This window comes from Arthrobacter sp. G119Y2 (assembly GCF_038069765.1).
In the GTDB taxonomy this organism is placed as follows: domain Bacteria; phylum Actinomycetota; class Actinomycetes; order Actinomycetales; family Micrococcaceae; genus Arthrobacter_B.
Window position 1 is genome coordinate 37,328 of record NZ_JBBPFS010000004.1, and the last position, 24,331, is coordinate 61,658.

Sequence of the window (24,331 nt, forward strand, 5' to 3'; positions counted from 1 at the left end):
TGTAGCCTACCCGGCCCAGGGCAGCACCAGCGAGGCGTAGCGCGCCTTGACGGTCTCCAGGAGCTCGTCGCCGGGGTTGTCCCAAATTTCCTGGTTAAAGATCTCCACCTCAATGTCACCGGTGTATCCGGCCTCGGCCACCCAGCCGGTGATCGTGGCAAAGTCGATGACGCCGTCGCCCATGATCCCGCGCGAAAGCAGGGCATCGGAAGCGATGGGCAGGTTGAAATCGCAGACCTGGTAGGACGCGATCCGGTTTTCACGGCCGGCCCTGGCAATCTGCGCCCGCAGCTGCGGGTCCCACCACACGTGGAAGGTATCCACTGCCACGCCGACGACGGCGGCCGGGTAGGGAGCGGCCAGGTCCAGCGCCTGCCCCAGAGTGGAGAGAAGTGCACGGTCCGCGGCGTACATCGGATGCAGGGGCTCCAACACCAGGCGCACACCGTGCTCGGCGACAAAGGGGACCAGTTCCTCCAGACGGTCCGCGATGCGTTGCCGTGCGGCAATGATGTCCCTGTCACCGTCCGGAAGCCCGCCAACCACGAGGAACAGCTCGGACGTCCCCAGGGCTTCGGCCTCCAGGATGGCGGCCCGGTTGTCCCGGACCGCTGCCTCGCGGCCCTCGGCGTCCGCGGCGGTCAGGAAACCGCCGCGGCACAGGGAGGACACCCGGAGCCCGGCATTGCTGATGAGTTTGGCCGCCCGTTCCGTGCCTACTTCGGCAACGCGGTCCCGCCACGGGCCGACGGCGGGGATTCCGGCGCGGACGCATCCCTCGATGACCTGCTCCAGGGTCCAGTATTTGGTGGTGGCGCTGTTCAGGGACAGCCGGGAGAAGTCAGTCACGAGGCAACTCCGTTCACGGTGAGCCAGGCCTGCATGCGGGCGGCGGAGAAGTCAGGGTCCGCGAGCAGTCCGGCCCGGTCCGCCAGCTCGAAGGTCCGCACCAGATGTGGGACCGAGCGGCCGTTCTGCAGCCCGCCCACCATGGAGAAGCCGGGCTGCCTGCCGTTGAGCCAGGACAGGAACGCGATACCCGTCTTGTAGTAGAACGTGGGGGCGCTGAAGATATGCAGGCCCAGCTCCCGGGTGGAATCCAGGATGGCCCGCGCCTTGTCCGGCCGGCCGGCGTCGTAATCCTGCAGTGCAGCGGAGGCGGCCGGGTAGATCGCCGCAAAAATCCCCAACAGGGCGTCGGAATGGTGCGTCCCGTCGCCGTCGATCAGCTCGGGATAGTTGAAATCGTCCCCGGTATAAAGGCGCACTCCCTCCGGAAGGGCCGCACGCAGCGCCTTCTCGTGGGCGGCGTCGAGCAGGGACACCTTCACTCCGTCAACCTTTTCGGCGGACCCTTCGATCAGTTCCCGGAAGGTGGCGGTGGCTGCATCGACGTCCGCGCCGCCCCAGTAGCCGGCCAGCGCGGGGTCGAACATGTCCCCCAGCCAGTGCAGGATGACCGGCTCAGCGGCTTCGGCCAGCAGCGTGGAGTACACGCGCAGGTAATCCTCCGGACCCGATGCCGCTTGGGCAAGGGCGCGCGAAGCCATCAGGATCACCTTGGCCCCGGATCCCTCCACCACTGCCATCTGCTCGCGGTAGGCCTCCAGCACCGCGTCCACTCCCGCCCGCCCGGACGGCAGCATGGCCAGGTCAAGCTGGTCGGTGCCGGCTCCGGCGGCAAGCAGGTCGCGGACAGTCTTGCCGGCGACGGCGGGCGCATCCGAACCAACCACGCCCGCGGCCTCAGCTCCGGAGCGTTTGATCAGTTCCTGAGTGGCCGCCCAATCCAGGCCCATTCCGCGCTGGGCCGTGTCCATGGCATCGGCGACCCCCAGCCCGTAGGACCACAGCTCATGCCGGTAACCCAGCGTGGCGTCCCAGTCCAGGTCAGCCGGAGCACCCGGGACATTGTTGCCGGCGGTACGCGGGATAACGTGGGCGGCGGCGTACGCTCGGCGTGCGCGCAGCGGCGCCGACGGGCGGTGCCACTCCGGAGGCGGAGCGGTCGTATAGGCGCGGGTGCCGCCGTCGTCGGCCGGAAGCATCAGCTCAGCCATCAGAGGGCAATCTCTTCAATGTCCAAGGTGCGCCGCTCCGCGGAGGATCTCAGGCCGAGTTCGGCCAGCTGCACGCCCCGGGCAGCGGAGAGCAGGCCGAAGCGGTGTTCGCGGCCGGCGACGACGTCGCGCAGGAATTCTTCCCACTGCAGCTTGAAGCCATTGTCCAGGTCCGCGTTGGCCGGAACTTCCTGCCACTGGCTGCGGAAGGATTCGGTCACCGGCAGGTCCGGGTTCCAGACCGGCTTGGGTGTGTTCACCCGGTGCTGGGACACGCACTTGTTCAGACCGGCGACGGCGGAGCCGTGCGTGCCGTCCACCTGGAATTCGACCAGTTCGTCGCGGTACACGCGGACGGCCCAGGAGGAGTTGATCTGGCCGACCACAGGATCACCGGCCGGGGTTTCCAGCTCGAAGATGCCGTAGGCGGCGTCGTCTGCGGTGGCCTGGTATTCGTTGCTGTCCTCGTCCCAGCGGGTGGGGATGTGGGTGACGGTCTTGGCGTTGACGGTGCGGACTTTGCCGATGATGCCTTCGAGCACGTAGCTCCAGTGACAGAACATGTCGGTGGTCATGCCGCCGCCGTCTTCCTTGCGGTAGTTCCAGGACGGACGCTGTGCGGCCTGGCTCTCCCCCTCGAAGACCCAATAGCCGAATTCGCCCCGGATGGAGAGGATCCGCCCGAAAAACCCTTCGTCAACCAGGCGGCGGAGCTTGACGAGCCCGGGCAGGTACAGCTTGTCGTGCACGACGCCGGCGGTCACCCCGGTTTCGCGTCCGAGCCGGGCCAGCTCAATGGCCTCCTCGAGGGTTTCCGCCGTGGGTTTTTCGGTGAAGATGTGCTTGCCGGCCAGCATGGCCTTCTTGAGGGTGGCAGCCCGGAGGTTTGTCATGGAAGCGTCGAAAACGACGTCGACGGTGGGGTCCGCGATGACGGCGTCCAGGTCCGTGGTCCATTCGGACACCTTGTGCTTTTCCGCCAGTTCCCGGAGCTTGGCTTCATTCCGGCCCACCAGGATCGGCTCCACCTGGACCCGTGTGCCGTCTTCGAGGAGGAATCCGCCGGCTTCAACGATGGGCAGGATGGAACGCAGCAGGTGCTGGCGGTACCCCATCCGTCCGGTGATTCCGTTCATGGCAATACGGATGGTGCGGGGCCTGGGGGTGGTGTTCTCCATGGGGTCGGTCTCCGTCGACGGCGGGAAAATGCGGAAAGCGCATTCCGGAATGGGTCCATCCTGCCCCAGCCCCTAGCTTCTGGCAAGCACTTTCCCGGGGGTGCCATAATTGCCCCCTGACTACAGTGGAGGAAACGTGCCCGCTAGCACCTTGTATGAAGTTGCCCGCCATGCCGGGGTTTCCCTCGCCACCGCCTCCCGCGTGCTCAACGGCTCCAGCCGCCGTCCCGGCGATGCCATTTCCGAACGGGTCAGGGCGTCAGCGGTGGAGCTCGGCTACATCGCCAATGCACAGGCCCAGGGCCTGGCGAAAAAGAACAGCGGGATGCTGGGACTGATCCTTCACGACATTGCGGACCCGTACTTTTCCACCATTGCCCGCGGCGTCCAGGAGGCCGTACAGGACCAGCAGAAGGTGGTCCTGCTGGCAAGCACGGGCGGCGGACCGGCCAGCGAGCACCGCGCCGTCGCCGCTTTTGCCGCACGCCGTGCGGATGCGATCGTGATCGCCGGAACGCGTTTTAACGCCCCGGAAGCCGCCCAAGAAAATGAACTCCTGCTCGCCGAGCTGCGGCGCTACCGTACCAACGGCGGCAAGGTGGCGGTGATCGGCCAGCCTCTGGTGGGATCTGTGGCCGAGGACGGCTTCCGCACCGTCCCGGTGCCCAACCGTGAGCTCAGCCTTCGGCTTGCTGCGGATCTGGCCGGTGCCGGCCACCACCGCTTCCTCATCCTGGCAGGCCCCGAGGGCCTGCTCACCTCCGACGAACGCGTGGCCGGCTTCCAGGAGGGCCTGAGGCAGGCAGGCCTGGAGCCCGCGGAGGTTCGACGGACCGGGTTCAACCGCGACGGCGGTTACGAGGCGGCCGTCGCGCTGGCGGGCGAACTGGCCGGGGGTCCCGGGGGCCGCCCCGCCGTCTGCGTGTTTGCAGCCAGCGATGTGATGGCCATTGGAGCCATCGCCGGCCTGCGCGAGCATGCGCTGCGCATTCCCGAGGATGTTGCAGTCGCCGGTTTTGACGACATCGAAACCCTTCGTGATTTCACTCCTGCACTGACCACGGCGCAGCTGCCGCTGTCCAGTCTGGGCAGCGAGGCGGTCGCCCTCGTACTCGCGGAGGATTCTTCGACAGAGCCCTACGTGGCTGAAGGCCACGTTATTCTGCGCCGGAGCACGGACGTTTCCTAGCCGTACCTGAGTACAGCGGGGCGCCTCGCCACCGCCTTTTCCCCGGCGCCCGGGTCTTCCGCCTGTCGCCCGGATCTTCCTAGACTCCGGCCTCCACGTTGTCAGCGATGGCGGCGGCGAGCACATCCACCACGTCCCGGTTGGCCAGCGGATTACTCATCAGGGTGAAGTCCACTTCGCCGAGCGGAGGAAGGTCCAGCCGTCTGCCTACTTTCTCCAGATCGGCCGGAACCAGGGAGGAAGGCAGCACTGACAGGCCAATCCCGGCACGGGTTGCCGCCAGGATCCCGTTAACCTCGCGCGTGTTGCAGGTGACCCGCCAGGTCCGGCCGGCGGCTTCCAGCGCCTCGATCGCGAACCGCCGGCTCAGACTCGGATGCGGGTAGGCAACGAGCGGAACCGGAGCACCCGGTTCCAGGACTGTCTCCTTGAGCCCGACCCAGACAAACCGGTCACGACGAACATCCGTTCCCTGATCAGAGTTGGCTGCGGTTTTGATAAACACCAGGTCGAGCTGTCCGGCCTGCAGCCGGCGGTGGAGGCGGTCGCTCTGGCTCACGGTCAACTCGAGATTAATCTGCGGATACAGCCGGCGGAAGCGGCGCAGAATATCCGGCAGCCGGGTCAGGGACAGGTCGTCCGCGCTGCCGAAGCGGATCCGGCCCCGCATGGCCGAACCGGAGAAATACGATTCCGCGCTCTGATGTGCGGCCAGGATGTTCCGGGCAAAACCGGCCATGGCGTCGCCGTTGTCGGTCAGGCGCACCGTTTGCGTGTCACGCTCCAGGAGGATCCGGCCGCACGCGGCTTCCAGCTTGCGCACGTGCTGGCTGACGGTGGGCTGGGCCAGGTTCAACCGGGCTGCGGCTCCCGTGAAACTCAGGGTTTCCGCCACAGTCAGAAAACTCAGCAGCTGTGCGGGCTCATACATCGTTCCTCCGGTTGACGCATTCATCTCCGACCGCAGCAAAACCGCCCGCGCCTATTACAAAGTGCAATGAGGTTGATAGGGAGCATACTCCCTCTATTCGCTGCTGTCCCGAACTAGGCTGAGGTCCTCATTCCTCCTCACCGCACCCGCCGCTTCGCTCACAGGACGTTCCTTGGTACACCCGTCACCGCAGAAACCCTCCCCGCTGCCTCCTTCACCACAGCCCTCTTCCCAACGGTCCGCCTCCCCGCATCCCGCACCGGCCCAGACTTCTCTTGCTCAGACTTCTCCTGCTCAGGCCCCTCCCACCCCCGTTGCTTCTCCGGCTCAGGCCACTCCCGCCCCCGCTGCTTCGCCTTCAGAGCGCGTGCCGTGGCGGGACACCTTTGCCTCGCTGCGGATCCTGAACTTCCGGCTCTTCACCGCCGCGCACCTCGTGGCCGTGGTGGCCATCTGGATGCAGCGCATTGCCCAGGACTGGCTTGTTCTGGAGCTTTCCGGAAGCGTCACCGCCGTCGGTATCACCACCGCCTTCCAGTTCCTGCCGACCCTGCTGCTCGGACCCCTGGGCGGAATCATCGCTGACCGGCATTCCAAGCGGATCCTGCTGATGGTGAGCCAGTCTGCCGCCGCCGTCCTGGCCCTTGCCCTTGCGGTGCTTGCGCTGACCGGCGCGGTTCAGGTGTGGCATGTCTACCTTGTGGCGCTGGCGCTGGGCATGGTGACCGTGATTGACCAGCCGGCACGGCAGGTTTTCGTCCATGAAATGGTGGGGCCTAAGCACCTGCGCAACGCCCTGAGTGTGAGCTCCTCGGTCTTCCAGCTCGGCGCCATGGTGGGGCCGGCAGTGGCCGGCGTCATGATCGGCGCCGTCGGCGGAGGGTGGGCCTTCGCCATCAACGCAGCCGCCTGCAGCTTCACGGTGTTCATGCTCGGACGGCTTCGCACCGATCAGCTTTTCCGGACCGAACCCGCGCCCCGCACCAAGGGGATGCTCCGGGAAGGAGCGCGGTATGCCCGCACCACGCCCACCGTGTTCTGGCCGATGGCCATGTGCGCCTTCGTATCGGTCTTTGCCCTGAGTACCCCTGTTCTGATGGCGGCTTTCGCGGACGAGGTCTTCCACAGCGGCGCCAACGGCTTCGGACTCCTGAATACCCTGGTGGCCACCGGAGCGTTGGCCGGTGCGGTGGCGTCGACGCGGCGCCGGACGCTGCGGCTTCGGACCGTCATCGTCAGCGCGGCCACCTTCGCCATCGCTCTGGCTGCGTCCGCCTTTTCGCCGTCCCTTCCGGTCTTCGGCGCGGTCATGATCGTGGCCGGATTCTGTTCCATGCAGTTCATTACGAGCGCCAATCAGCTCGTGCAGTCGACGACGGCGGTAGTCATCCGCGGGCGGGTCATGAGCCTGTACATCATGGTTCTGATTGGCGGACAGGCAGTCGGCGGACCACTCACCGGCTGGCTGGCCGAAGTTCTCGAACCGCAGGGCGCTATTTTCGTCGCCGGGGCGGTCCCCGCACTGGCTGCCGCCGTCATCGGCCTCATCCTGGCACGGCAGGGAAACCTGCGGCTGCGGTTGCCTTCACGGCTGCGCCTGCGGTCACCTCTGCGGCCACGGGGCATCGCCGAGAGCCGGAGGCAGCAGGCCTGATCCGCTTGATCGCTGAGCCGTTGAACTGCTGATGCGCCCGCCGGCAGACGGCACGGGCACAAGCACCGGCAGTCAGCGGCACCGGCAGGCCCGTTCCGGATTTGCTACCGTAGGAGATCAAGACCGGATCCCGGTCTCCGGACGACGGTTCAGTACCCGGACAGCGACAAGACTGGCCAAAGGAATGTGTCATGGCATGGGTCATCCTTGTTTTCTCCGGCATGCTGGAGGCGGTCTGGGCAACAGCGCTCGGCAAATCGGAGAACTTCCGGCGTCTCTGGCCCACGGTCATCTTCGCGGCGGGGATTGTCCTGAGCATGGCCGGCCTTGCCGTTGCCATGCAGTCCATACCTGTGGGCACCGCTTATGCCGTGTGGGTGGGTATCGGGGCCGTTCTGACCGCCGCCTACGCGATGGTGTTCGGCGGCGAGAAAGCCACGGTCATTAAGGTCCTGCTGCTGCTCGGCGTGGTGGGCTGCGTTGTCGGCCTAAAGTTGGTGGGCTAAGCATGCCGTGGATCATCCTTCTCCTCAGCGCCGTCCTGGAAGCCGTCTGGGCAACCGCCCTCGACGCCTCGGCAGGCTTTACCGTTCTCCTTCCGTCCCTGATCTTCCTTGCCGCCGGGGCCCTTTCCATGGTGGGTCTTTCGTACGCCATGAACTTCATTCCCATCTCCACTGCCTACGCAGTCTGGACGGGCCTGGGTGCGGTTCTGACCGTGGCCTATGCCATGATCTTCGGCAATGAACAGCCCGGGCTGCTGAAGATCCTTTTCCTGACGGGAATCATCGGCTGTGTGGTCGGACTGAAGTTCGTGGATTCGCCATCCGGTGAGGGACGGGACAGCTCCAACCGCAGCGCCTCCGCACAGGATCAGGAAAGCGGGCACTAGCGGCTTCTAGGGGCGGCCTTTGCCGGCGGGGCGTGCCAAGGCCGGCTTTTTGCCGCCAGGGCTTTCCAAGGAGTTCAGGCGGGACGATACTGCTCTGGATGCCGGAGTGAAAACGAACTCCGGCACACCTCAGGTAAACCGGCAGCGACGATCGGAGCCTTCCATGGCCACGGCAGAAAGCTCGTCCTCCACCTCCCTCTTCCGGCGCAAGCCCATTGACGAGGTGGAAGACGAAAAAACCGGCAGCAAACTCTTCAAAAGCCTCGGCCTATGGCAACTGACCGCCATCGGCGTCGGCGGCATCATCGGCATCGGCATCTTCACCCTCGCCGGCCTGGTGGCCAACGGCGGCGCTGATGCTCCCGGCGTCGGGCCCGGCGTGCTGATCTCCTTCCTCATCGCCGGCCTGGCGAGTGCGGCTGCGGCATTGTCCTATGCAGAATTTGCCGGCATGGTTCCCCGGGCCGGTTCCGCGTACACCTACGGGTATGTGGCGCTTGGGGAGATCATCGGCTGGTTCATCGGCTGGGATCTGCTGTTGGAATACACCGCCATCGTTGCCGTGGTCGCCATTGGCATTTCCGGCTATTTCACCGAGTTCATGGCCGGAATCGGCATCGACGTGCCGGCCTGGATGCAGGGCACCGGCGATACCGTGGAGGGCGGGGTCGTGAACCTTCCCGCTCTGGTGGTCTGCCTCTTCATCACGTGGATTCTCAGCCGCGGCACCAAGACCTTCGGCCGGTTCGAGCTCGTGGCCGTGGGGCTGAAGGTGCTGCTCATCCTCTTCATCGTGGGTCTCGGGTTCTTTTTCGTGAACGTAGAGAACTACACACCCTTCCTGCCCAACGGCTTCGGCGTGGTCTTCACAGGTGCCGCCACGGTGTTTTTCGCGGTGTTCGGCTATGACGCCATGAGCACGGCAGCGGAGGAGGCAACCGACGGCAAGAAGCACATGCCCAAGGCAATCCTGCTGTCGCTGGCCGTGGCCATGGTGCTGTATGTCCTGGCCACACTGGTGTTGACGGGCATGCAGAACTACACCGAAATCAGCCCCACCGCAGGCTTCGCGTCTGCGTTCCAGTCCGTCGGGTTGCCCGTCATCGCCACCGTGATTTCGGCCTTCGCCGTGCTCTCCATCCTGACCGTCATGCTCACCTTCCTGCTCGGTGTCACCCGGGTCTGGTTTTCCATGAGCCGCGACGGCCTGCTGCCGAGCTGGTTCGCCGGGACCGACCGCCACGGCACTCCGCAGCGCGTGACCTGGATCGCCGGCATTGCTTCCGCCCTGCTCGCGGGCGTCTTCCCCATCCGCGCCGTGGCCGATCTGACAAACATCGGCATCCTCGCTGCGTTTGTGGTGGTCTGCGTGGCAGTCATCGTCCTGCGCCGCCGCCAGCCCGATGCGCCCAGGGAGTTCCGCCTGCCGCTGATGCCGTGGATTCCGGCATTTGGCGTTCTCTCCTCCGGGTTCCTTATGCTGCAGCTGCACTGGGAGACATGGCTGCGCTTCGGCGTCTGGCTCGTGATTGGGCTGATCATCTACTGGTTCTACGGGCGGCGTCATTCGCTGCTGAATCCCAGCAGCCCGCGCCTGGCGCCGCCGGCACCCGAGGCCGCCTAACTGCCAGCCCCTGCCCGGCGCCGGGGCCGTTCCTTTGGACGACCGCTTCTGTGGGACGTCCTCCTTTCGGCCGACGACGACGGCGGCACGGTCTTCTACCGTTGGGGCCATGGATCCCGCTCATTTTGGTGCTTTGGCCGTACTCGCCCTCGTGGATTCCACGAGCTTTGGAACCCTGCTCATTCCGGTCTGGCTGTTGCTGGCACCGGGCAGGCTGCGTCCCGGAAGGATACTGCTGTTCCTGGCGACTGTGGCCGTCTTCTACTTCGCCGCCGGGCTGGCCATCCTGTTTGGCGCCGGGTTTGTGATCGAGAATTACGGCGGGCTTTTCCAATCGCGCGGATTCTCGGTGCTTCTGCTGGTTGCCGGCGCAGCGCTGCTGGCTTGGAGCTTCCAGCTCGAGGCCAAGGCAAAACAGGAAAAGGCCTCGCGGTTACAAGTCCAGGTGCCTGTCACCGCTGACCGGCAGGAGGGCGAAAGTTTCGCCGGTTCCGGTGCCGGTACTAGTTCCAGTTCCAGTTCCAGTTCCAGTTCCAGTGCTGCCAGTGCCGGGACCAGTGCTGCCAGTGCCGGGACCAGTGCTGCCAGTGTCGCCGGTGCCGTTCCTGCGGGCCGATTGTCGCGCTGGCGGCTGAAGGCAGTGGGGACCGACTCCCGGCGGGGCGGAAGTGCGGCCCTGGTCGGTTTGGCGCTGGCGGCTGCCACTCTGGAACTCGCGACCATGCTTCCGTATCTGGGTGCGATCGGCTTGATCAGCACCTCTGCTATGGCGTGGCCGCTGCCCGGTTTCGTCCTCGCCGCCTACTGCACGCTCATGGTCATGCCGGCACTCATCCTTCTGGCTGCACGCCTCACCGCGTCCCGGCGGGTGGACCCGATCCTGAGAAGGCTGGACGGCTTTCTGACCCGGACGTCTACAAACACCCTCTCCTGGGTGACTGGAATTCTGGGTGTCATCCTGATCATCAACACTGTCGGGCCCGCCCTCAGCGGATAACCGCCGCGCCGCCTTTTGGGACAGCCGTCTCCACCGTCGTTGGCGGCCACGCCCTTGGCGGCAGCGGCCCTGCCAGCCGTATTTCGTCCCACGGGTAAAACGCGACACAGCACGTTTCAGCGCACCGTTAGACATCGTTCGGTATAAAAGGGGCTATCATCTGCTTGAGGACCTGCTGGGTGGGTCCGGTAGCTGGGGGAGTAAAAATGGGCGGGGAGTCTCAAGAAGTGCCTTTTGCACGGAAAAAATCCGCAATGCTCTTTCGCCGCGGGCGGACCATGCTGGTTCTCGTGGCGGCGTTCTGGTTGTGGCTGCTGCTCGGCAGTGCCAATTTTATTGCCAGCCTCTTCGAATCGCCTTTCTACGCACTGCTGGCTCTGTACGGCCTCGGTGTCGTAACCCTCATCTCCCTACTGGTGGCCGTAGTTTCCGTTTTTTATCTGGTTGCGAACCGTCCTGAAAGCACCAAGGCTGCTGCAGGCGATTCGGTTCGTCCCGGTTTCTCCGAGCTGGCACCGGTTATCCGTCTGGTTCCGCGCAAGGTCGCTGACCACAGCGCCGCCCTGACCAACAAGGCAGCAGCAAAATGGCGGGATCTGGCTTCCTGACCTGAGCAATTCCGGCTAAGCAGTTCCCAGCAGCGGGGCCAACCTTGCGCAGGGTTACTCCCCCAAAGGGGCCAAACCCGGCAGCAGGGTTACTCCCCCCATAAGGGACCAAGCCCTTGCAGCGGGGCTACTCTCCCAGCAGCGGGGCCAAAATGTCAGAGCCGGGCGGCAAGGTTGTCCCATGCCTTCCGTCGTTTCAGGTTTCCTTCCTGCCCCCTCACCTGCGGCGCCTCATGTTCCGGGACCCGCTGTCAGCATTCCGGTCGGGACCTTGGCTGGAACGCCGTCGCCAATCACGCATGCGCCGTACCGCCGTGAGCCGTACATCCGGTGCCGGACGCCGTCGTCGTCCGTCATTGACGGCAAGGCAGCTGCCTGGACCCGCACCGCAGTCCTCCTGCATTGGATGGACGATCTCGGACGAGCCCACAACCGTTGGGTTCCCGCGAGGGCAGTGCAGCGCGTGAGCCGGGACGAATCGTCGTGGCAGGACCCCTACGACGACTGGTCCTTCTACTATCCGGAGCTTCCCGCAGCTTTGCCTTCCGCAGCCTCGCACTCCGCGGCTCTGCCCGCCGCAGCTTAGGACCAGTCGAGCGGCGTATCCCGCCGGGGTTCTCCTCTTTATGCGCTCCTGCGCTGTCAATTCCTTGACACTTCCGCGCCCCCGCGTGCTTATGGAGGTAAGGCGGAGCGCCGGCTGGGATCAGCAGCTGCAGCCCGGGGAGCGGAGCAGGAAATGGAATTCAAGAACATCATTGAGGCGGCCGGGGAAATCGTTGACCTGGCAGGGGTAGCGGTAATCATTATCGGTGCCGTTATTGCTACGGTGTCCGCTCTGCGGACCCTCCTCCGGCGCAGCGGACGGCCGGTGTATGAGTCCTACCGTCAGCAGCTGGGCAGATCCATTCTCCTCGGTCTGGAGCTGCTGGTGGCTGCGGACATCATTCGCACGGTGGCTGTGACTCCCACCTTTGAGTCGCTCGGTGTATTGGCTCTGATCGTCCTGATACGGACTTTCCTCAGCTACACCCTGCAGCTGGAAGTCACGGGCAGGCTGCCCTGGCAGCAGTCACGCGGCACCGCCGCCGTTCCTCCTGGTGGATAAGTGGGACGGGGGCCGGCGGGAATCAACCGCGAGCCAAAGCACCGGGCCACCCGAACCCGACCGGAACCAACCGGAACCCAACCGGAATCAGCCTGTTCCACCCGTGCTCATGGGGCCACTCTGAGGTGCTGCCAATGCTCTTTCGGGTGTCGCCCCTGCGGAAGGTGGAGATTGCCGGTCCCAAATGTCATCACAGGGGATGAGGTGCGCCGGCAGCGGCTGATCCTATTCTGGACTGGCGGCGAAAAGGCTTCAACAGAGGGTGCGGCCGCACGAATGGAGATTTTCATTCATTGATTGTTGGGCCTCTGTTAATGATGAAGGAGCAAGGTTTTCCGTATGCCGATCGAATACCTTATGTGGGCTCCTTTGGTGGCTACATCGCTGGTTTTGTACGTCACTCTGGCAGCGGCCGCCTTTTTCAGCATCGCCAATTCGGACTGGGTTTCTCCCCTTTCCCGCCGACTGTGGGCGGCAACCGTGATTCTGCTGCCCATTGCTGGTGCCGTGTTGTGGTTGGCGGCCTCGCATCGCTACAACACAACCCACCACGACGACGGCGAGGCGGAACGGACGCCGAAGGCCGACGCCGGCAAGGCGGAACGGACGCCGAAGGCCGACGCCGGCAAAGTGGCGCCGGATAGGAGCTTTCTGGCTAAGCGGAAGCCAGTTCAGCGGACGACGGGTAAGAGGACTCAGGCTAAGAGAACGAAGGCCAGGAGAACGCTGGCTAAGAGAACACTGTCTAAAGGAAAGCCAGCTAAAAGGACGGCGGCCAGTCACGGTAGCGGACGGTGGACCCTGCCTGTTCACCACCTCCGCAGCCGCGGCGGTATCTAGGCAACAACAGCGGCAGGCATGGCCCGCACCGATATATCCCCTAGAAGGTGTGGCGAATGTATCCCCTAGAAAGGTGGCGGGTCGTCTCCGTAGTCGTCCGGGTCGCCAGCATCTGGGGGTGCCAGGGCTGGGACAGTCGGGATTGGCGGGGCCGGTGCTGCGACGGCTGGGGCTGACGGGGCTGGGACCGGCGGGGCTGGGACCGGCGGGGCTGGTTCCGTGTCCTGGGTCAGCGCGAGGCGCGGTTCGGTGCGGTACTTTCGTCCTCCCGGTGAGGTCCACTCAATAATCCCGGGACTGGGCTGGCAGGCTTTCCAGAATCCTTTGGTTTTGAACATGTGGTGCCGCCGGCATAAATGTTCCAGGTTGTCGTGATCGGTCACGCCTCCCTGCGCCCAGGGTTTGGTGTGGTCGATTTCGGAGATCACCGCGTTGGTCCGGCAGCCCGGGAACCGGCACGTCCCGTCCCGGACCCGCAGCAGCTGCTTCAACCCGTCCGGTACTTTCCGCCGCTTTCCAACCCGCAGGACTTCCTCGGTGTCCGGGTTCCGTTCCACCGGTGTCCACTTCGCCGCTTCGCGGGCCATCCGCCGTGCCGTTTCGGGGCTGATGGGTCCGTAGCCGTGCAGTTCCGCGGGCTGGTCGTCGGCGCCCAGGAGGGTTTCGGCGCTGATCAGGACCAGGATCTCGGTCCGGGCCCGGGAACCGTGGCCGCCGCACCCGGTGCCGGTCTTCGAACCCCCGCTTCTGCCCGCCCCGGAACGCTTACCTGCACTGGCACGCGGGCAGTCACCCTCACACGTAGCGCCGTGGTTTCCGCCGTCGAGGAGGTCGGTGAGGATGTCGGTGCGGAGCTGGTCCACGGTGCGCGGGTCGCCGTGGGCCTGCTCGCCGCGGGCTGCGAGGCTGAGCCGGGTGAAGAACGCCTGGGCTTTCTCGGCCGGGAGCAGGGCCGAGAGCCAGGACATTCCGTCACAGTCCGGCTGCAGGGCAACCCGCCGCTGTTCGAAGGCGCTGCGCTGACGCACGACGATGGTTTCCGGGTAGGTGTTCTCCCGCAGCCGCCGGGCCCGGACCCGGAACTGGGTGTGGGTTTGTTCGGGTGCCAGGTCCAGCAGTTGTGTTTGGAAGGAGGGCAGTTCCTTGGCGGGGATGTTCTGGCATTGATCGATGACGGTCTGCGCGTGGGCGTAGCTGATGTTTCCGGTTTCCAGGGCGTGGAGGGTGGGGGTGTGGGTGGTGCACAGGGTGCCGGCTTCACTCATCAGCATCATGGCGGTGTTTGTGGGGATGTGCAGGATCGCAGCTGCTTCCTCGGCGGCGAGGCTGAAGGCCATCGCGGGGTCCAGGGTGGCGGTGTCCTGGTGGTATTCGGTGCGGAACTGGGTGTGGATGCGGGTGAGGGTTTTGGCTTGCTGGGCCTGGGCCCAGCGGATGAGGTGATCGAGGCGGGAGAGGACGGTGGCGGCTTCGTCCTGGTTCAGGGACTGCAGGTTTTGCAGGGCCAGGGACCCGGTGAGCCCGTCCTGGGACACGGGGCCGGAGCATTCAGGAGCGGTCGGGGCTGGAACGGTACCGGGAGCGGCAGCGTAAACCGACAGGCCGCACTTCGCAGCGTTGCCGTTGCCGGCAGTCTCACCGGGGAAAGATCCGTTCTGATCCATGTCTTCAGGCTTTCACCCGCCACTGACATTTCCGGCCCCAAAAGAGCCCGAAACGGCCCCTCGGGAGCCCTTTCAGGTACTCCAAATACCCGACTTTTTCACCCGACTACCTAGGCGGTGGCCGTGCGACTCCCCTGTGCCTATCGCACAGCATCCGCCCAGTGAGACAGCGTCCGGTCCGGCAAATGAGACTGTCGGGTCCGCCGAAGGAAACCGTCCGGTCAGGCGAAGGAGACAGGGTCGGGTCAGGCGAGAGAAGACTGGCACCCTCCTGCCTGAGGAGCCTGGTTCGGGCGCTGTGCAGGGGAGCTGTGCAGGGAAGTTATGCAGGGAAACGGATACGAATCCCATTGGCTCTTTTTCCTCGCCCGCGCAGGACTTTTCCCTCACCAGCACAAGACTTTGCCCCGAGTGTTCGACCTCCCGGCAGCTTAACTTCGGCTCACCGAACTAGCGTGTTACGTTTCTGTTATGAGCAACAAAACGGCCACCTCAGCCTCGGCCGCATCCCACGTGACGGCACCCGCTCCGAAGCGCCTGCTCTGGATGCTCGGTCCGGCATTGGTTGCCGGAGTCGCGTATCTGGACCCGGGCAACGTCGCCAGCAATATGACTGCCGGAGCCCGCTTCGGTTACCTGCTGGTCTGGGTAGTGGTTGCCGCCAACACCATGGCCTGGCTCATCCAATACCTCTCCGCCAAGCTGGGCCTGGTCACGGGCAGGTCCCTGCCCGAACTCCTGGGTCAGCGCATAAGCCGCAAATCAGCACGCCGGTTGTACTGGCTCCAGGCTGAACTCGTGGCCATGGCCACCGACGTTGCTGAGGTCATTGGCGGAGCGGTAGCCCTCTGGCTTTTGTTCGACCTGCCGCTGCTGCTCGGCGGAGTGATCACAGGAGTGATTTCCATGGCCGTGCTCGGCCTGCAGGGCAGCGGCCGGCACCGGACCTTCGAGTACGTGATCGTGTCCATGATGGCGATCATCGCCGTCGGCTTCACTGCCGGCGTCGTCATTTCACCGCCCGACGCCGGTGAACTGGCAGGCGGTCTGGTTCCGCGCTTCGAGGGCAGCGAATCCGTGCTGCTAGCCGCCTCCATTCTGGGCGCGACCGTCATGCCGCACGCCATTTACGCACATTCGGCGCTGACCCGCGACCGCTTCCCGGACCGCAGCGCCGCCCTCACCACTCCGATGTTGATCCGTGCCACACGGTGGGATGTCACCATTGCACTGGCCGTGGCCGGAACGGTGAACCTGGCCATCCTGCTGCTTGCGGCCAGTTCTTTGCAGGGAGTCGACGGCACCGACACGCTGGAAGGAGCTCACGCTGCCATCGCTGCATCCCTGGGCGGCGCCGTCGCAACCCTCTTTGCGGTGGGACTCCTCGCCTCGGGCCTGGCCTCGACGTCGGTGGGCGCATACGCCGGAGCTGAAATCATGCAGGGGCTGCTGAAGGTCCGCATTCCGATGCTCCTGCGCCGCCTGATCACCCTGATTCCGGCGCTCCTGATTCTTGCGGCCGGAATCGACCCCACCTGGGCGCTGGTCCTGAGCCAGGTCATTCTGTCCTTCGGTATTCCGTTTGCCCTGATTCCGCTGGTCTGGCTCACCTCCCGCAAGGATCTGATGGGAGTTCACTGCAACCGCTGGTGGACGACGGCGCTTGGCGTGGTGGTCGCGCTGCTTCTGGTGGGTCTGAACATCACGCTGCTCGTCCTGACCTTCAGCGGTGCAGCCTAACGGCAACCGCGATTCACCGGGCGCCGCCGCAGCCGCGTTGACATCGGGTCAGTCAGTCAGTCAGTCAGTCAGTCAGTCAACGATCCCTCCACCAGCGCGGTGGCAATACTGTCGGCGTCCTGCAGCGCTGCCAGGTAGCGTTCGGCGTCGAGAGCTGCCGCGCAACCGGTCCCGGCAGCCGTGATGGCCTGGCGGTAGCGGTGGTCCACAGCGTCTCCGCAGGCAAAGACCCCGTCGGCTGAAGTGGCAGTGGTGGGAGCGGAAACGCTGATGTAGCCCTCCGAATCCAGCTCCACCTGCCCGTGCAGCAGTTCGGTGCGCGGCACATGGCCGATGGCGACAAACACCCCGTTGGCGGGCAGCTCCCGTTTTTCCCCGGTCACCGTGTCAGTAAGAGTCACTCCCGAAACCCTGTCAGTACCGTGGACGGCGGTTACCTCGCTGTTCCACTCGAACCGGATCTTTTCGTGGCTTTTGGCCCGCATCGCCATGATGCGCGAGGCCCGCAGCTCGCCGCGGCGCACAATAACCGTAACCGTCTTGCCGAACCGGCTCAGAAACAGTGCCTCCTCCATGGCCGAGTCCCCGCCGCCAACCACCAGGACGTCCTGATCGCGGAAGAAGAACCCGTCGCACGTGGCGCACCAGGAGATACCCCGGCCGTTGAGCCGTTTCTCCTCAGGCAGTCCCAGCTCCTTGTAGGCGGAGCCCGTGGCCAGAATGACGCTGCGCGCCTTGTACTTGCCGCCACCCCCGGTCTCCACCCGCTTGGTGTGCCCGCCCAGTTCCACGGATACGACGTCGTCGTACTGCACGACGGCGCCGAACTTTTCCGCCTGCCGGCGCAGGTTGTCCATCAGGTCCGGACCCTGGATGCCGTCCGGAAAACCGGGAAAGTTCTCCACCTCAGTGGTGTTCATGAGGGCGCCGCCCGCGGTCACGGAGCCCGCGAGGACGCGCGGTGTGAGCCCCGCGCGAGCGGCATAAACAGCTGCCGTGTAGCCGGCCGGACCGGAGCCGACGAGGATGACCTGATCAGTGCCCATTGTGTGCGCGCCTTCCGGTGTGGTCCTTCCGGTGTGGTTCCAGTGTGAAGGCATACTTGACGGGTGAGAACCCTTCCCCTGCCAGCCGTCGACCTGGTGCAGCTGCCGGTTCCGGCCATCGATGCCCTCGCCGCCGGCGACCTGGCCACAGCCAACCAGCTTTCCCCCGTGCCCCTGACGGCACACTTTTCCTCGGACCGGCAGGCGGTGTGGAAAATCCGCAGTGTGCAGCTGGCTACCGCGCCCGACGACGCCGGGTGGGTCACCGGAGCGATCGTGGACCGCGCGAGCGGGCAGGCAGTGGGCTGCGCCGGATTCCACGGGCCGCCCGATGCCGGCGGCATGGTGGAACTGGGGTATTCAGTGGACCCGGTTTTCCGCCGGCGCGGCTATGCCCGGGCAGCGCTGGAACTGCTGCTCGCGCGGGCGGCCCGGGAGCCTGCCGCGCGGACGGTGCGGGCGACGGTCAGCCCCGAAAATGAAGCCTCCATCAACCTCGTGCTGCAGTACGGGTTCGAGGAAAACGGCTCCCAATGGGATGAGGAAGACGGGCTGGAGATTATTTTTGAGCGTGACGCGGGTCTGCAGAGTTCCGCGGGACGTTAGCGGTCAGGAAGCCGCTCAGTAAGCCGGCCATCGGCTGCCGCGGTCTGCGCGGGCGCCGCGGAATTTTCATCCGGTGCAGCGCCCAGGAGGTCGGCAACCGCACCGGCAAAGGGCTGCCACTCGCGCTGCATCTGCGCCAGCCGCTCACGTCCGGCGGCGGTAATCTCGAAGACCTTGCGGCCGGGTCCGCCCTCCCCCTCGCGCCACACCGAGGTCACCGCGCCCTCGGTTTCCAGGCGGTTGAGAACGGGATAAAGCGCACCACCCTTAACCGGGCCGATACCGGTTTTCTGCAGGCGCTGAGCCACGGCATATCCGTGGGCGCCGCCATGCGCCAGTACTGCCAGCACGCAGGTCGTAAGCAGGCCCCGCTGCCACTCCCGGGACAGTTCGGGATCATTCATGACACTAATCATGCCACCCACTAGTTACCGCTGCGACTAGGACGGGTGAGCCTCGGCCCGGTGTGCATGTCCTCTTCTCAGACGTCTGTTGGTTCGGAGCCTTTGCGCCGGCCACGCAGATCCCGCCGCCACGCGAGCAGGGCGCCCACAATAAAGAACGCCGTAGCGAACCAGCGCCACAGACTCGGCTGGTCACCAGTCCACAGGTACACGACCGTAATAAGGACCCACACTGCGGCAACCACCGTGGCCGCCCAGGCCAGGAAACGCCCCTGGGCGCGGTGGGGCTGCGCCGAACCGTCCACCAGCTGCAGGGCGTACAGCTGAGGCGAACCGAGCACGTCCTGCGGATGCGCTGCACCGCTCTCCCGCCATGTGGTCCGGGCCTCAGCCACGTAGCCGGAGGCGGCCGGGCGGCTCAGGAAGTAGCGGCCGCGGAGCAACCCGCTGAGCTGCGTAAACCACTTGTCGGCCGAGAGGTCCTGCTGGGCCGCCGAACGTCCGCGGCTGGGCATATTCCACGCCACGACAAACACAGTGATAAACGCGAGCAGCGGCACGAAGGTTGACACCGCACCGATCGGTTGGCTGTCCGCGAGCGGAAGGGCGGCGGCGGTGCCTAGTCCAAGGGCAGCGACTGCCAGCGCCACCAGTGACCAGCTTCGCCGAAGCTGCCCGGCGCGGCGTGCAAACCAGCCTGCCACCACGGACCCGAAGGCAACGGTTCCGGCCGTGAGCAACACGAGCTGCCAGGGAAACATCTCCACCGTCATGCCCTGCGCGAGCAGCAGGTAGGCGCTCAGAAGGGATCCGGTAAAGCCCACAGCCAGCAGGACGCCCTGCAGATGATCCGCCGGGGCGGCGCCGTCCATGTCGACGGCGGCGCGTTCCTCGTCAGTGATCCGGTCGGCGGCCACCTCGTCAGCATAGGTTTCCGCGTCACCAAAAAGCTCCTGCGCAGGGCGGCCGGATTCTGCGCAGGCTTCCTGCGCTTCAACCAGGACCTGTTCAATCAGCTCCCGCCCGGCCGCAGAATGCCCGACTGCCAGCCGCCATCGGAGCGCGTATCCCCATTGTTTATCCTCCGGCCGGACCCAGTCGGTCTCGTTGTACGTGCCCATGGATTCTCCTTGCTGTTCTCCGGCGGCCAGCCGCCCGGTGGTGGTTCCACCGATCTTGGCACCTTCTAGTCTGAAACTCAACTAGTCGAAATACTGATCAGTCCAGCTGGCAGCCCCTGCCCCGCCCCCTGGACGCCTATCCCGTCTCATTTCACGGGACCAGCCACCCGACAGCTAGGCTGGCCCGGTGATTTCCGAAAACCTCTTCGCCCGCCAGGCCACCCTGACCACCGAGCGGCTGCGCCTGGAGCCGCTGGGCCCGGAGCATTTCGACGGCGCCTGGGCGGGCCTGCAGGATGAGGAAGCTATGCGTCTGACCGGAACGCACGCGAATTTCGCGCCGGCGCAGATCCGGACTTGGCTGGCAGGACTGGCCGGACGGCACGACCGGGCTGACTGGGCCGTCATCCGGCTCGCCGATGACCGCAACCCGGATGAGCGGTACCGCCGGGAGCAGTATCTGGGCGAGGTCGTGCTGAATGACCTGGACCCGGACAACGAATCCGTCGGCTTCCGGATCGCACTGGCACCGGCCGAGGTGCTGGGCCAGGGGTACGGCACGGAGGCGACCCGCGCCGTCGTCGCGCATGCGTTTGATGTTCTGGGCCTGCACCGGGTGGCACTGGAGGTTTTCGCCTTCAATCCGCGGGCGCAGCGCGCGTACGAAAAGGCAGGCTTCACTGTTGAGGGCCGCCAGCGCGAGGCCCTGTTCTGGGAGGGCGAGTGGGTGGACGCCATCAGCATGGCGATGCTCGCGGGTGACCCGCGGCCCTAAGCCATTCGATGTCCGGATGCGGCTCTAGGCGATGCGCCGGCGGATCTGCACGGCCGCCAGCAGGGTAAACACCACCGCCATGACGCTCAGGACAGCCACCACGTAGCCGTTGCTGATCTCCCAGTCCCCCATGGTTGCCGTGATGCCGAAGAGCTCCTGCAGTTCCGCCACGGCGCCGGGCTGGTCGCCGGCCATGGCCTGCAGCGAATCCGCCGTCATCTCCTGCCGGACCGGAACCGACGCCTGCATAAACGGCAGCGCGTTGATGACCGCCCGGACACCTTCGGGCAGTGCGCCCACGGGAATGTAGGCACCGGCCAGGAAGCCCAGGATCGTTCCCACAATGGTGGACAGCGCGGAATAGGCTCCGGCTGTGCGGACAAAGGAAACCACAAACGCACTCAGCGCCGCGAATGCCAGACAGCTCAGCGCCAAAAAGCCGTACACCGTGGCAATTTGCGCGGGACCGAAGCTCACCCCGTCCACCAGATACAGGTATACGAGGCTGATGATCAGCACCACGGTGGTCATGATCAGGGCCACGACGCCGGCGGAGAGCAGATAGCCGAGGATCAGTTTTTCGCGGCGGATCGGTGATACCAGGAAGTCCCGGAACCGGCCGGACGCCGAATCCTCCACAAAGACGTTCATGGCACCCAGGCCGGTGGTGATGGAGGTGATCCCGACAATGCCGGCGAACATCCAGGTGTCCACAAAGCCCTTCACCTCGGCCTCGGTGGCGCCGGGAAAGGACTGCTGCAGATCATCCACCTGCCCGCTGCCGAGGAACAGGGTGTAGAGCAGGAACAGGATCAGCGCCGAGAGCAGCGAAAAGAAAACGCCCAGCCGGTCACGGAAGAAGAGGCGGAGGTTGCGGGACATCAGGGTGAGGACCACGCTCATGCTGCTTCCCCCTCGCGTCCGGTGAGCGCCAGGAACACGTCGTCCATGGTGCCGTGCCGGAACTCAAAGTCCAGGACGTGGTCTCCGTGCCGGTTCAGGATGCGGCGTGCCGCGGCGGCGTCGCCGGCCACCAGCCGCACCGCGCCGCCGTCGTCCTCATCCCGGACCCCGGCACCCTCCTCCGCCGCGAGAGCCAGCAGCGCGGGGCGGTCGTCGGTGGTGATGCTGAGGATTGAGCTGCTGTGCCGCGCGCGCAGCTGGGCGGGAGTTCCGTCGGCGATGATCCTGCCGCGTTCAATGATGCAGACCCGGTCCGCTTCTTCGGTTTCCTCCATGTAGTGCGTGGTCAGGAAGACGGTGAGGCCGTGGCGGTCCCGCAGCTCGCGGATGGTGGACCAGACCAGGGCCCGGCTGGCGGGGTCCAGACCGGCGGTGGGTTCATCCAGGAAGAGGATCGACGGCGAATGCAGCAGTGCGCGGGCAATGTCCACGCGCCGGCGCTGGCCGCCGGAGTACGTGCCGTAGGGGCGGTCCACAAACTCCTCGAGACCGATCAGCGCGCTTAGCTCCGTAATCCGGGCCTCGTTGGCCCCCGTGTCCGGGGAGTAGAACCGGGCACGCGTCCGCAGGTTCTCCCGGCCGGTGAGTAGCGGGTCCAGGACCGAATCCTGAAAAACCACGCCGATGTTCTTCCGCACGGCGCCGCCTGCGGTGCGCACGTCGTCGCCGTCCACCGATGCCTCTCCGGCGTTGAAGGGAATGACCGTGGTCAGGCAGGAAATGGTGGTGGATTTGCCGGCTCCATTTGTGCCGAGGAAAGCGAAAACCGTGCCGGCCTGCACGTCGAAGGACAGATCGTCGACTGCGGTGGTGGCGCCGTATTTCTTTGTCAGTCCGCGGACCGAGATGGCCGTTTCCGTGCTCACAATTCCCCCGAATTTCTCGGCCGGCGGCCGGTTATTTCTCCAGAGTCTACGGGCAGGCGGGCGGTTCCCCGGTCAGGCCGGCAGGTCATCCCATTCGAACGATGTGGTGTCCTTGCTTTCCCAGTCCTGGCGCAGGATGGCGTAGGCGACGGAGGCTACCCGGGGACCTTCAGCGGTGGGCCAGCCCAGACGGTAGTGGGCTTCCTTCAGGAATCCGGTCCGGAGGAAGGTTTTGCGCATGGCGATGTTGTCCTCCCGTGTCTGGCCCTCAAACCGCACCGGTTCCGGGAACTGCTCAAACACCTTGGCGCACAGCGCGGTGAGCACCTTCGGCCCCAGACCCTTGCCGCGGAACTCCTCGGCCAGGCGTAAATCAAACATGGGAGTGTCCTCGTCGAGGTCTTCCAGGACCACCAGCCCAATCCGGGAGGCGCCGTCGTTAATCCAGTAGCCGAGGGATTCCTCCGACCAGAAGCGCCCGCTGGCCACGGACTCCCGCGCCGACTCCTCCGAATGCCGGGCCCGCACGTGGAACGGAAACCGGTTGGACGTGAGAAACTCCACCAGGTCACGGGAATCCTGCTCGGAGTTGGCCATGGGGCTGAAGGTAATGGGCATGGTCGAACTCTAGAGAACGACAGTAGGGTGTGGAAGCAACACCTGCTTTATGACTTTCCAACCCACCGACGGGGGAACCATGAAACGCGTTATTTCGACGGGCGAAATCACCGTTGATACGGCAGCGCAGAATCTGCGGGATTTCTTCACCGAGATTATGCCGCGCACCGGAATGGTCCGCAGCAGCTCCCGGTTCGATTCCTGGGCCGGCGGAGGCGATGCCCCCGAAACCGTGAACCGGATTACCGCCGATGACCTCGTAGCAGCATCCTTCAGGTCGGTGAAGATTCCGCCGCGGACCGCAGTAGCCGTCTTGGAGACGCGGGCGGAGGAAATCTCCGATCTCCTGGCGCAGATTCCCGCAGACGTGGACCTGCCCGACGCCGATCCGGTGCGAGACCTGGGCGCTGACAGCCCCGCCCGCCAGCTGTGGAACCTGCTCCGCGGCAAGGCTGACGACGCCGGGTGGGGAGTTGGCCCCAGCACCACCAGCAAGATCATGGCCCGGAAAAGGCCGCGGCTGATCCCGGTCTACGATTCCATCATCCGCCGGGTGACCGCGCTGCCCGGCCCCAAGGACCAGTGGCTCTACTGGCACACGTCCTATGCCGACGGCGTGCTGGCCGAGCGGCTGGCCGAGATCCGAGCCAAGTCGGGAATCACCGAGCCGATTACCGACCTGCGGGAGCTGGACATCGTGCTCTGGATGCACGGCAAGCGGCAGGGTTTCGAGCCGCAGGCTGAGGACATTGAAACCTGAGCCGTTCGCCCGCACAACTACCCAACTGAAGGAACTGCCATGAACGCGGACGCGGACACTCATCCCGAGCACATCGTTGCCCACCCCCTGGTCCGGGCGTATCTGCAGGATCTGGACCGGATGCTGGCCGGGACCGAAGACCGCGCCGAAGTCCTCGACGCCGTGACGGAACACATCACCTCCGCTGCGGCCGCGCTGCCCGGCCCGCCCACCACGGCTCAGGTGCAGGACATTCTGGCCGGCTTGGGTCCGGTGGAACGCATCGCCGCGGCGGGTGCTTCGGCAGCGGAAAGGGCAAAAAACGCGGCGCCCCAAAGCGTGCCACCGCCAACGCAGGCCGACAGCGCGTGGCTGGGAACGCCGTCGGGCATCGTGGCGCTGGTTTCACTGATCCTATCGGTGTTCCTGTTGCCCCTTTTCCTCCCGCTGGCAGGCCTGTCGCTCGTGCTGGCAATTATCGCCCTGGTCAGGCGCCGTCCCCGCCCGCGCAGTGCCCTGGTCATCACGATCAGCAGCAGCGTGCTCATCGTGGCGTACCTGGCCATCGGAATCCTGGCCACGCTGGCGCTGTTTTCGCTTACCACCGGCGATGGGTCCACCTCCGAACCAGCTGTGCCCAGCCCCGCAGGTACGTCGGCGCCGGCTTCGGCTCCCGCAGGCCAGCCCTAGCCGATGACTAAAGCCGCG

General features: G+C 65.4%; 26 protein-coding genes and 1 riboswitch. Of the genes, 15 read left to right on the top strand and 11 right to left on the bottom strand.

From position 1 onward, the window contains the following. Positions 1–6: 6 nt before the first annotated feature. Genes WKB88_RS09425 through WKB88_RS09435 form a run of 3 tightly spaced genes read right to left on the bottom strand, consistent with a single transcriptional unit; the run spans position 7 to position 3,238 of the window. A complete protein-coding gene (locus tag WKB88_RS09425; protein WP_341394305.1) occupies positions 7–849 on the bottom strand; it encodes a sugar phosphate isomerase/epimerase family protein in 843 nt (280 codons plus the stop codon). Further along, positions 846–2,060 (bottom strand): dihydrodipicolinate synthase family protein, encoded by a 1,215-nt coding sequence (locus tag WKB88_RS09430; protein WP_341394306.1) that lies wholly within the window; start codon positions 2,058–2,060, stop codon positions 846–848. The genes WKB88_RS09425 and WKB88_RS09430 overlap by 4 nt, the downstream gene beginning before the upstream one ends. Beyond that, positions 2,060–3,238 carry a Gfo/Idh/MocA family protein gene (locus WKB88_RS09435; protein ID WP_341394307.1) on the bottom strand — a complete coding sequence of 393 codons (1,179 nt, stop codon included), beginning with the start codon at positions 3,236–3,238 and terminating at the stop codon, positions 2,060–2,062. The genes WKB88_RS09430 and WKB88_RS09435 overlap by 1 nt, the downstream gene beginning before the upstream one ends. A gap of 136 nt (positions 3,239–3,374) precedes the next feature. On the opposite strand from WKB88_RS09435, the gene WKB88_RS09440 reads away from it, so the two are divergent. Beyond that, the gene (locus WKB88_RS09440) at positions 3,375–4,427 is read left to right on the top strand and encodes a LacI family DNA-binding transcriptional regulator (RefSeq protein ID WP_341394309.1); all 1,053 of its coding nucleotides are present in this window, start codon (positions 3,375–3,377) and stop codon (positions 4,425–4,427) included. Positions 4,428–4,506: 79 nt separating this feature from the next. Here WKB88_RS09440 and WKB88_RS09445 read toward each other — a convergent pair whose 3' ends face one another. Further along, positions 4,507–5,358, bottom strand: coding sequence for a LysR family transcriptional regulator (locus WKB88_RS09445; protein WP_341394310.1), 852 nt, complete (start codon positions 5,356–5,358; stop codon positions 4,507–4,509). 205 nt (positions 5,359–5,563) lie between these two features. On the opposite strand from WKB88_RS09445, the gene WKB88_RS09450 reads away from it, so the two are divergent. From WKB88_RS09450 to WKB88_RS09490, 9 genes are all read left to right on the top strand, one after another. Then, positions 5,564–7,012: an MFS transporter gene (locus WKB88_RS09450; RefSeq protein ID WP_341394734.1), complete on the top strand. Its 1,449-nt coding sequence runs from the start codon at positions 5,564–5,566 to the stop codon at positions 7,010–7,012. A 116-nt stretch (positions 7,013–7,128) separates the two neighbouring features. Beyond that, positions 7,129–7,193: riboswitch (guanidine-III (ykkC-III) riboswitch) on the top strand. Between the two features lie 10 nt (positions 7,194–7,203). Beyond that, complete coding sequence (locus WKB88_RS09455; protein WP_341394312.1) at positions 7,204–7,518, top strand: DMT family transporter; 315 nt, start codon at positions 7,204–7,206, stop codon at positions 7,516–7,518. Positions 7,519–7,520: 2 nt separating this feature from the next. Next, positions 7,521–7,904: a DMT family transporter gene (locus tag WKB88_RS09460; protein WP_341394313.1), complete on the top strand. Its 384-nt coding sequence runs from the start codon at positions 7,521–7,523 to the stop codon at positions 7,902–7,904. Positions 7,905–8,067: 163 nt separating this feature from the next. Further along, entirely contained in the window at positions 8,068–9,528 is a 1,461-nt protein-coding gene (locus tag WKB88_RS09465; RefSeq protein ID WP_341394314.1) for an amino acid permease, read from the top strand. A gap of 109 nt (positions 9,529–9,637) precedes the next feature. Next, a complete protein-coding gene (locus tag WKB88_RS09470) occupies positions 9,638–10,525 on the top strand; it encodes a GAP family protein (protein WP_341394315.1) in 888 nt (295 codons plus the stop codon). Positions 10,526–10,731: 206 nt separating this feature from the next. Next, a complete protein-coding gene (locus tag WKB88_RS09475) occupies positions 10,732–11,133 on the top strand; it encodes a hypothetical protein (RefSeq protein WP_341394316.1) in 402 nt (133 codons plus the stop codon). Positions 11,134–11,314: 181 nt separating this feature from the next. Then, positions 11,315–11,719, top strand: a complete 405-nt coding sequence (locus WKB88_RS09480) for a hypothetical protein (protein ID WP_341394317.1) — start codon at positions 11,315–11,317, stop codon at positions 11,717–11,719. Between the two features lie 153 nt (positions 11,720–11,872). Further along, entirely contained in the window at positions 11,873–12,241 is a 369-nt protein-coding gene (locus WKB88_RS09485; protein WP_341394318.1) for a DUF1622 domain-containing protein, read from the top strand. 339 nt (positions 12,242–12,580) lie between these two features. Beyond that, entirely contained in the window at positions 12,581–13,081 is a 501-nt protein-coding gene (locus WKB88_RS09490; RefSeq protein WP_341394319.1) for a PLD nuclease N-terminal domain-containing protein, read from the top strand. A gap of 65 nt (positions 13,082–13,146) precedes the next feature. On the opposite strand, the gene WKB88_RS09495 is transcribed toward WKB88_RS09490, so the two are convergent. After that, complete coding sequence (locus WKB88_RS09495) at positions 13,147–14,745, bottom strand: HNH endonuclease signature motif containing protein (protein WP_341394320.1); 1,599 nt, start codon at positions 14,743–14,745, stop codon at positions 13,147–13,149. Between the two features lie 471 nt (positions 14,746–15,216). Here WKB88_RS09495 and WKB88_RS09500 point away from each other — a divergent pair, with 471 nt between their 5' ends. Next, positions 15,217–16,485, top strand: coding sequence for an Nramp family divalent metal transporter (locus WKB88_RS09500; protein ID WP_341394321.1), 1,269 nt, complete (start codon positions 15,217–15,219; stop codon positions 16,483–16,485). Between the two features lie 68 nt (positions 16,486–16,553). On the opposite strand, the gene trxB is transcribed toward WKB88_RS09500, so the two are convergent. Beyond that, positions 16,554–17,531: a thioredoxin-disulfide reductase gene (gene trxB, locus WKB88_RS09505; RefSeq protein WP_341394322.1), complete on the bottom strand. Its 978-nt coding sequence runs from the start codon at positions 17,529–17,531 to the stop codon at positions 16,554–16,556. A gap of 63 nt (positions 17,532–17,594) precedes the next feature. Here trxB and WKB88_RS09510 point away from each other — a divergent pair, with 63 nt between their 5' ends. Beyond that, complete coding sequence (locus WKB88_RS09510; protein WP_341394323.1) at positions 17,595–18,137, top strand: GNAT family N-acetyltransferase; 543 nt, start codon at positions 17,595–17,597, stop codon at positions 18,135–18,137. Here WKB88_RS09510 and WKB88_RS09515 read toward each other — a convergent pair. Continuing rightward, positions 18,134–18,541, bottom strand: a complete 408-nt coding sequence (locus WKB88_RS09515) for a PadR family transcriptional regulator (RefSeq protein WP_341394324.1) — start codon at positions 18,539–18,541, stop codon at positions 18,134–18,136. The genes WKB88_RS09510 and WKB88_RS09515 overlap by 4 nt on opposite strands. 77 nt (positions 18,542–18,618) lie before the next feature. After that, complete coding sequence (locus tag WKB88_RS09520) at positions 18,619–19,743, bottom strand: hypothetical protein (protein ID WP_341394325.1); 1,125 nt, start codon at positions 19,741–19,743, stop codon at positions 18,619–18,621. Positions 19,744–19,849: 106 nt separating this feature from the next. On the opposite strand from WKB88_RS09520, the gene WKB88_RS09525 reads away from it, so the two are divergent. Further along, entirely contained in the window at positions 19,850–20,437 is a 588-nt protein-coding gene (locus WKB88_RS09525; RefSeq protein ID WP_341394326.1) for a GNAT family N-acetyltransferase, read from the top strand. Positions 20,438–20,461: 24 nt separating this feature from the next. Here WKB88_RS09525 and WKB88_RS09530 read toward each other — a convergent pair whose 3' ends face one another. The 3 genes from WKB88_RS09530 to WKB88_RS09540 all read right to left on the bottom strand — a co-directional run bounded on the left by WKB88_RS09530 (position 20,462) and on the right by WKB88_RS09540 (position 22,884). Next, positions 20,462–21,340: an ABC transporter permease gene (locus WKB88_RS09530; RefSeq protein WP_341394327.1), complete on the bottom strand. Its 879-nt coding sequence runs from the start codon at positions 21,338–21,340 to the stop codon at positions 20,462–20,464. Further along, entirely contained in the window at positions 21,337–22,266 is a 930-nt protein-coding gene (locus tag WKB88_RS09535) for an ABC transporter ATP-binding protein (RefSeq protein WP_341394328.1), read from the bottom strand. The genes WKB88_RS09530 and WKB88_RS09535 overlap by 4 nt, the downstream gene beginning before the upstream one ends. 72 nt (positions 22,267–22,338) lie before the next feature. Next, positions 22,339–22,884 (bottom strand): GNAT family N-acetyltransferase, encoded by a 546-nt coding sequence (locus tag WKB88_RS09540; protein WP_341394329.1) that lies wholly within the window; start codon positions 22,882–22,884, stop codon positions 22,339–22,341. A 49-nt stretch (positions 22,885–22,933) separates the two neighbouring features. Here WKB88_RS09540 and WKB88_RS09545 point away from each other — a divergent pair, with 49 nt between their 5' ends. After that, positions 22,934–23,644, top strand: a complete 711-nt coding sequence (locus WKB88_RS09545) for a DUF6308 family protein (protein WP_341394330.1) — start codon at positions 22,934–22,936, stop codon at positions 23,642–23,644. Between the two features lie 39 nt (positions 23,645–23,683). Further along, positions 23,684–24,313, top strand: coding sequence for an HAAS signaling domain-containing protein (locus tag WKB88_RS09550; protein ID WP_341394331.1), 630 nt, complete (start codon positions 23,684–23,686; stop codon positions 24,311–24,313). The last annotated feature ends 18 nt before the right edge of the window (positions 24,314–24,331 follow it).

What these genes read in the sequence shown, in the direction of transcription:
- WKB88_RS09475 (WP_341394316.1), top strand. Translation starts at nt 10,732, where the DNA reads ATGGGCGGGGAGTCTCAAGAAGTGCCTTTTGCACGGAAAAAATCCGCA.
- WKB88_RS09485 (WP_341394318.1), top strand. Translation starts at nt 11,873, where the DNA reads ATGGAATTCAAGAACATCATTGAGGCGGCCGGGGAAATCGTTGACCTG.
- WKB88_RS09545 (WP_341394330.1), top strand. Translation starts at nt 22,934, where the DNA reads ATGACTTTCCAACCCACCGACGGGGGAACCATGAAACGCGTTATTTCG.
- WKB88_RS09465 (WP_341394314.1), top strand. Translation starts at nt 8,068, where the DNA reads ATGGCCACGGCAGAAAGCTCGTCCTCCACCTCCCTCTTCCGGCGCAAG.
- WKB88_RS09430 (WP_341394306.1), bottom strand. Translation starts at nt 2,060, where the DNA reads ATGGCTGAGCTGATGCTTCCGGCCGACGACGGCGGCACCCGCGCCTAT.
- WKB88_RS09435 (WP_341394307.1), bottom strand. Translation starts at nt 3,238, where the DNA reads ATGGAGAACACCACCCCCAGGCCCCGCACCATCCGTATTGCCATGAAC.
- WKB88_RS09470 (WP_341394315.1), top strand. Translation starts at nt 9,638, where the DNA reads ATGGATCCCGCTCATTTTGGTGCTTTGGCCGTACTCGCCCTCGTGGAT.
- WKB88_RS09530 (WP_341394327.1), bottom strand. Translation starts at nt 21,340, where the DNA reads ATGAGCGTGGTCCTCACCCTGATGTCCCGCAACCTCCGCCTCTTCTTC.
- trxB (WP_341394322.1), bottom strand. Translation starts at nt 17,531, where the DNA reads ATGGGCACTGATCAGGTCATCCTCGTCGGCTCCGGTCCGGCCGGCTAC.
- WKB88_RS09455 (WP_341394312.1), top strand. Translation starts at nt 7,204, where the DNA reads ATGGCATGGGTCATCCTTGTTTTCTCCGGCATGCTGGAGGCGGTCTGG.
- WKB88_RS09480 (WP_341394317.1), top strand. Translation starts at nt 11,315, where the DNA reads ATGCCTTCCGTCGTTTCAGGTTTCCTTCCTGCCCCCTCACCTGCGGCG.
- WKB88_RS09540 (WP_341394329.1), bottom strand. Translation starts at nt 22,884, where the DNA reads ATGCCCATTACCTTCAGCCCCATGGCCAACTCCGAGCAGGATTCCCGT.
- WKB88_RS09445 (WP_341394310.1), bottom strand. Translation starts at nt 5,358, where the DNA reads ATGTATGAGCCCGCACAGCTGCTGAGTTTTCTGACTGTGGCGGAAACC.
- WKB88_RS09460 (WP_341394313.1), top strand. Translation starts at nt 7,521, where the DNA reads ATGCCGTGGATCATCCTTCTCCTCAGCGCCGTCCTGGAAGCCGTCTGG.
- WKB88_RS09500 (WP_341394321.1), top strand. Translation starts at nt 15,217, where the DNA reads ATGAGCAACAAAACGGCCACCTCAGCCTCGGCCGCATCCCACGTGACG.
- WKB88_RS09550 (WP_341394331.1), top strand. Translation starts at nt 23,684, where the DNA reads ATGAACGCGGACGCGGACACTCATCCCGAGCACATCGTTGCCCACCCC.
- WKB88_RS09490 (WP_341394319.1), top strand. Translation starts at nt 12,581, where the DNA reads ATGCCGATCGAATACCTTATGTGGGCTCCTTTGGTGGCTACATCGCTG.
- WKB88_RS09515 (WP_341394324.1), bottom strand. Translation starts at nt 18,541, where the DNA reads ATGAATGATCCCGAACTGTCCCGGGAGTGGCAGCGGGGCCTGCTTACG.
- WKB88_RS09495 (WP_341394320.1), bottom strand. Translation starts at nt 14,745, where the DNA reads ATGGATCAGAACGGATCTTTCCCCGGTGAGACTGCCGGCAACGGCAAC.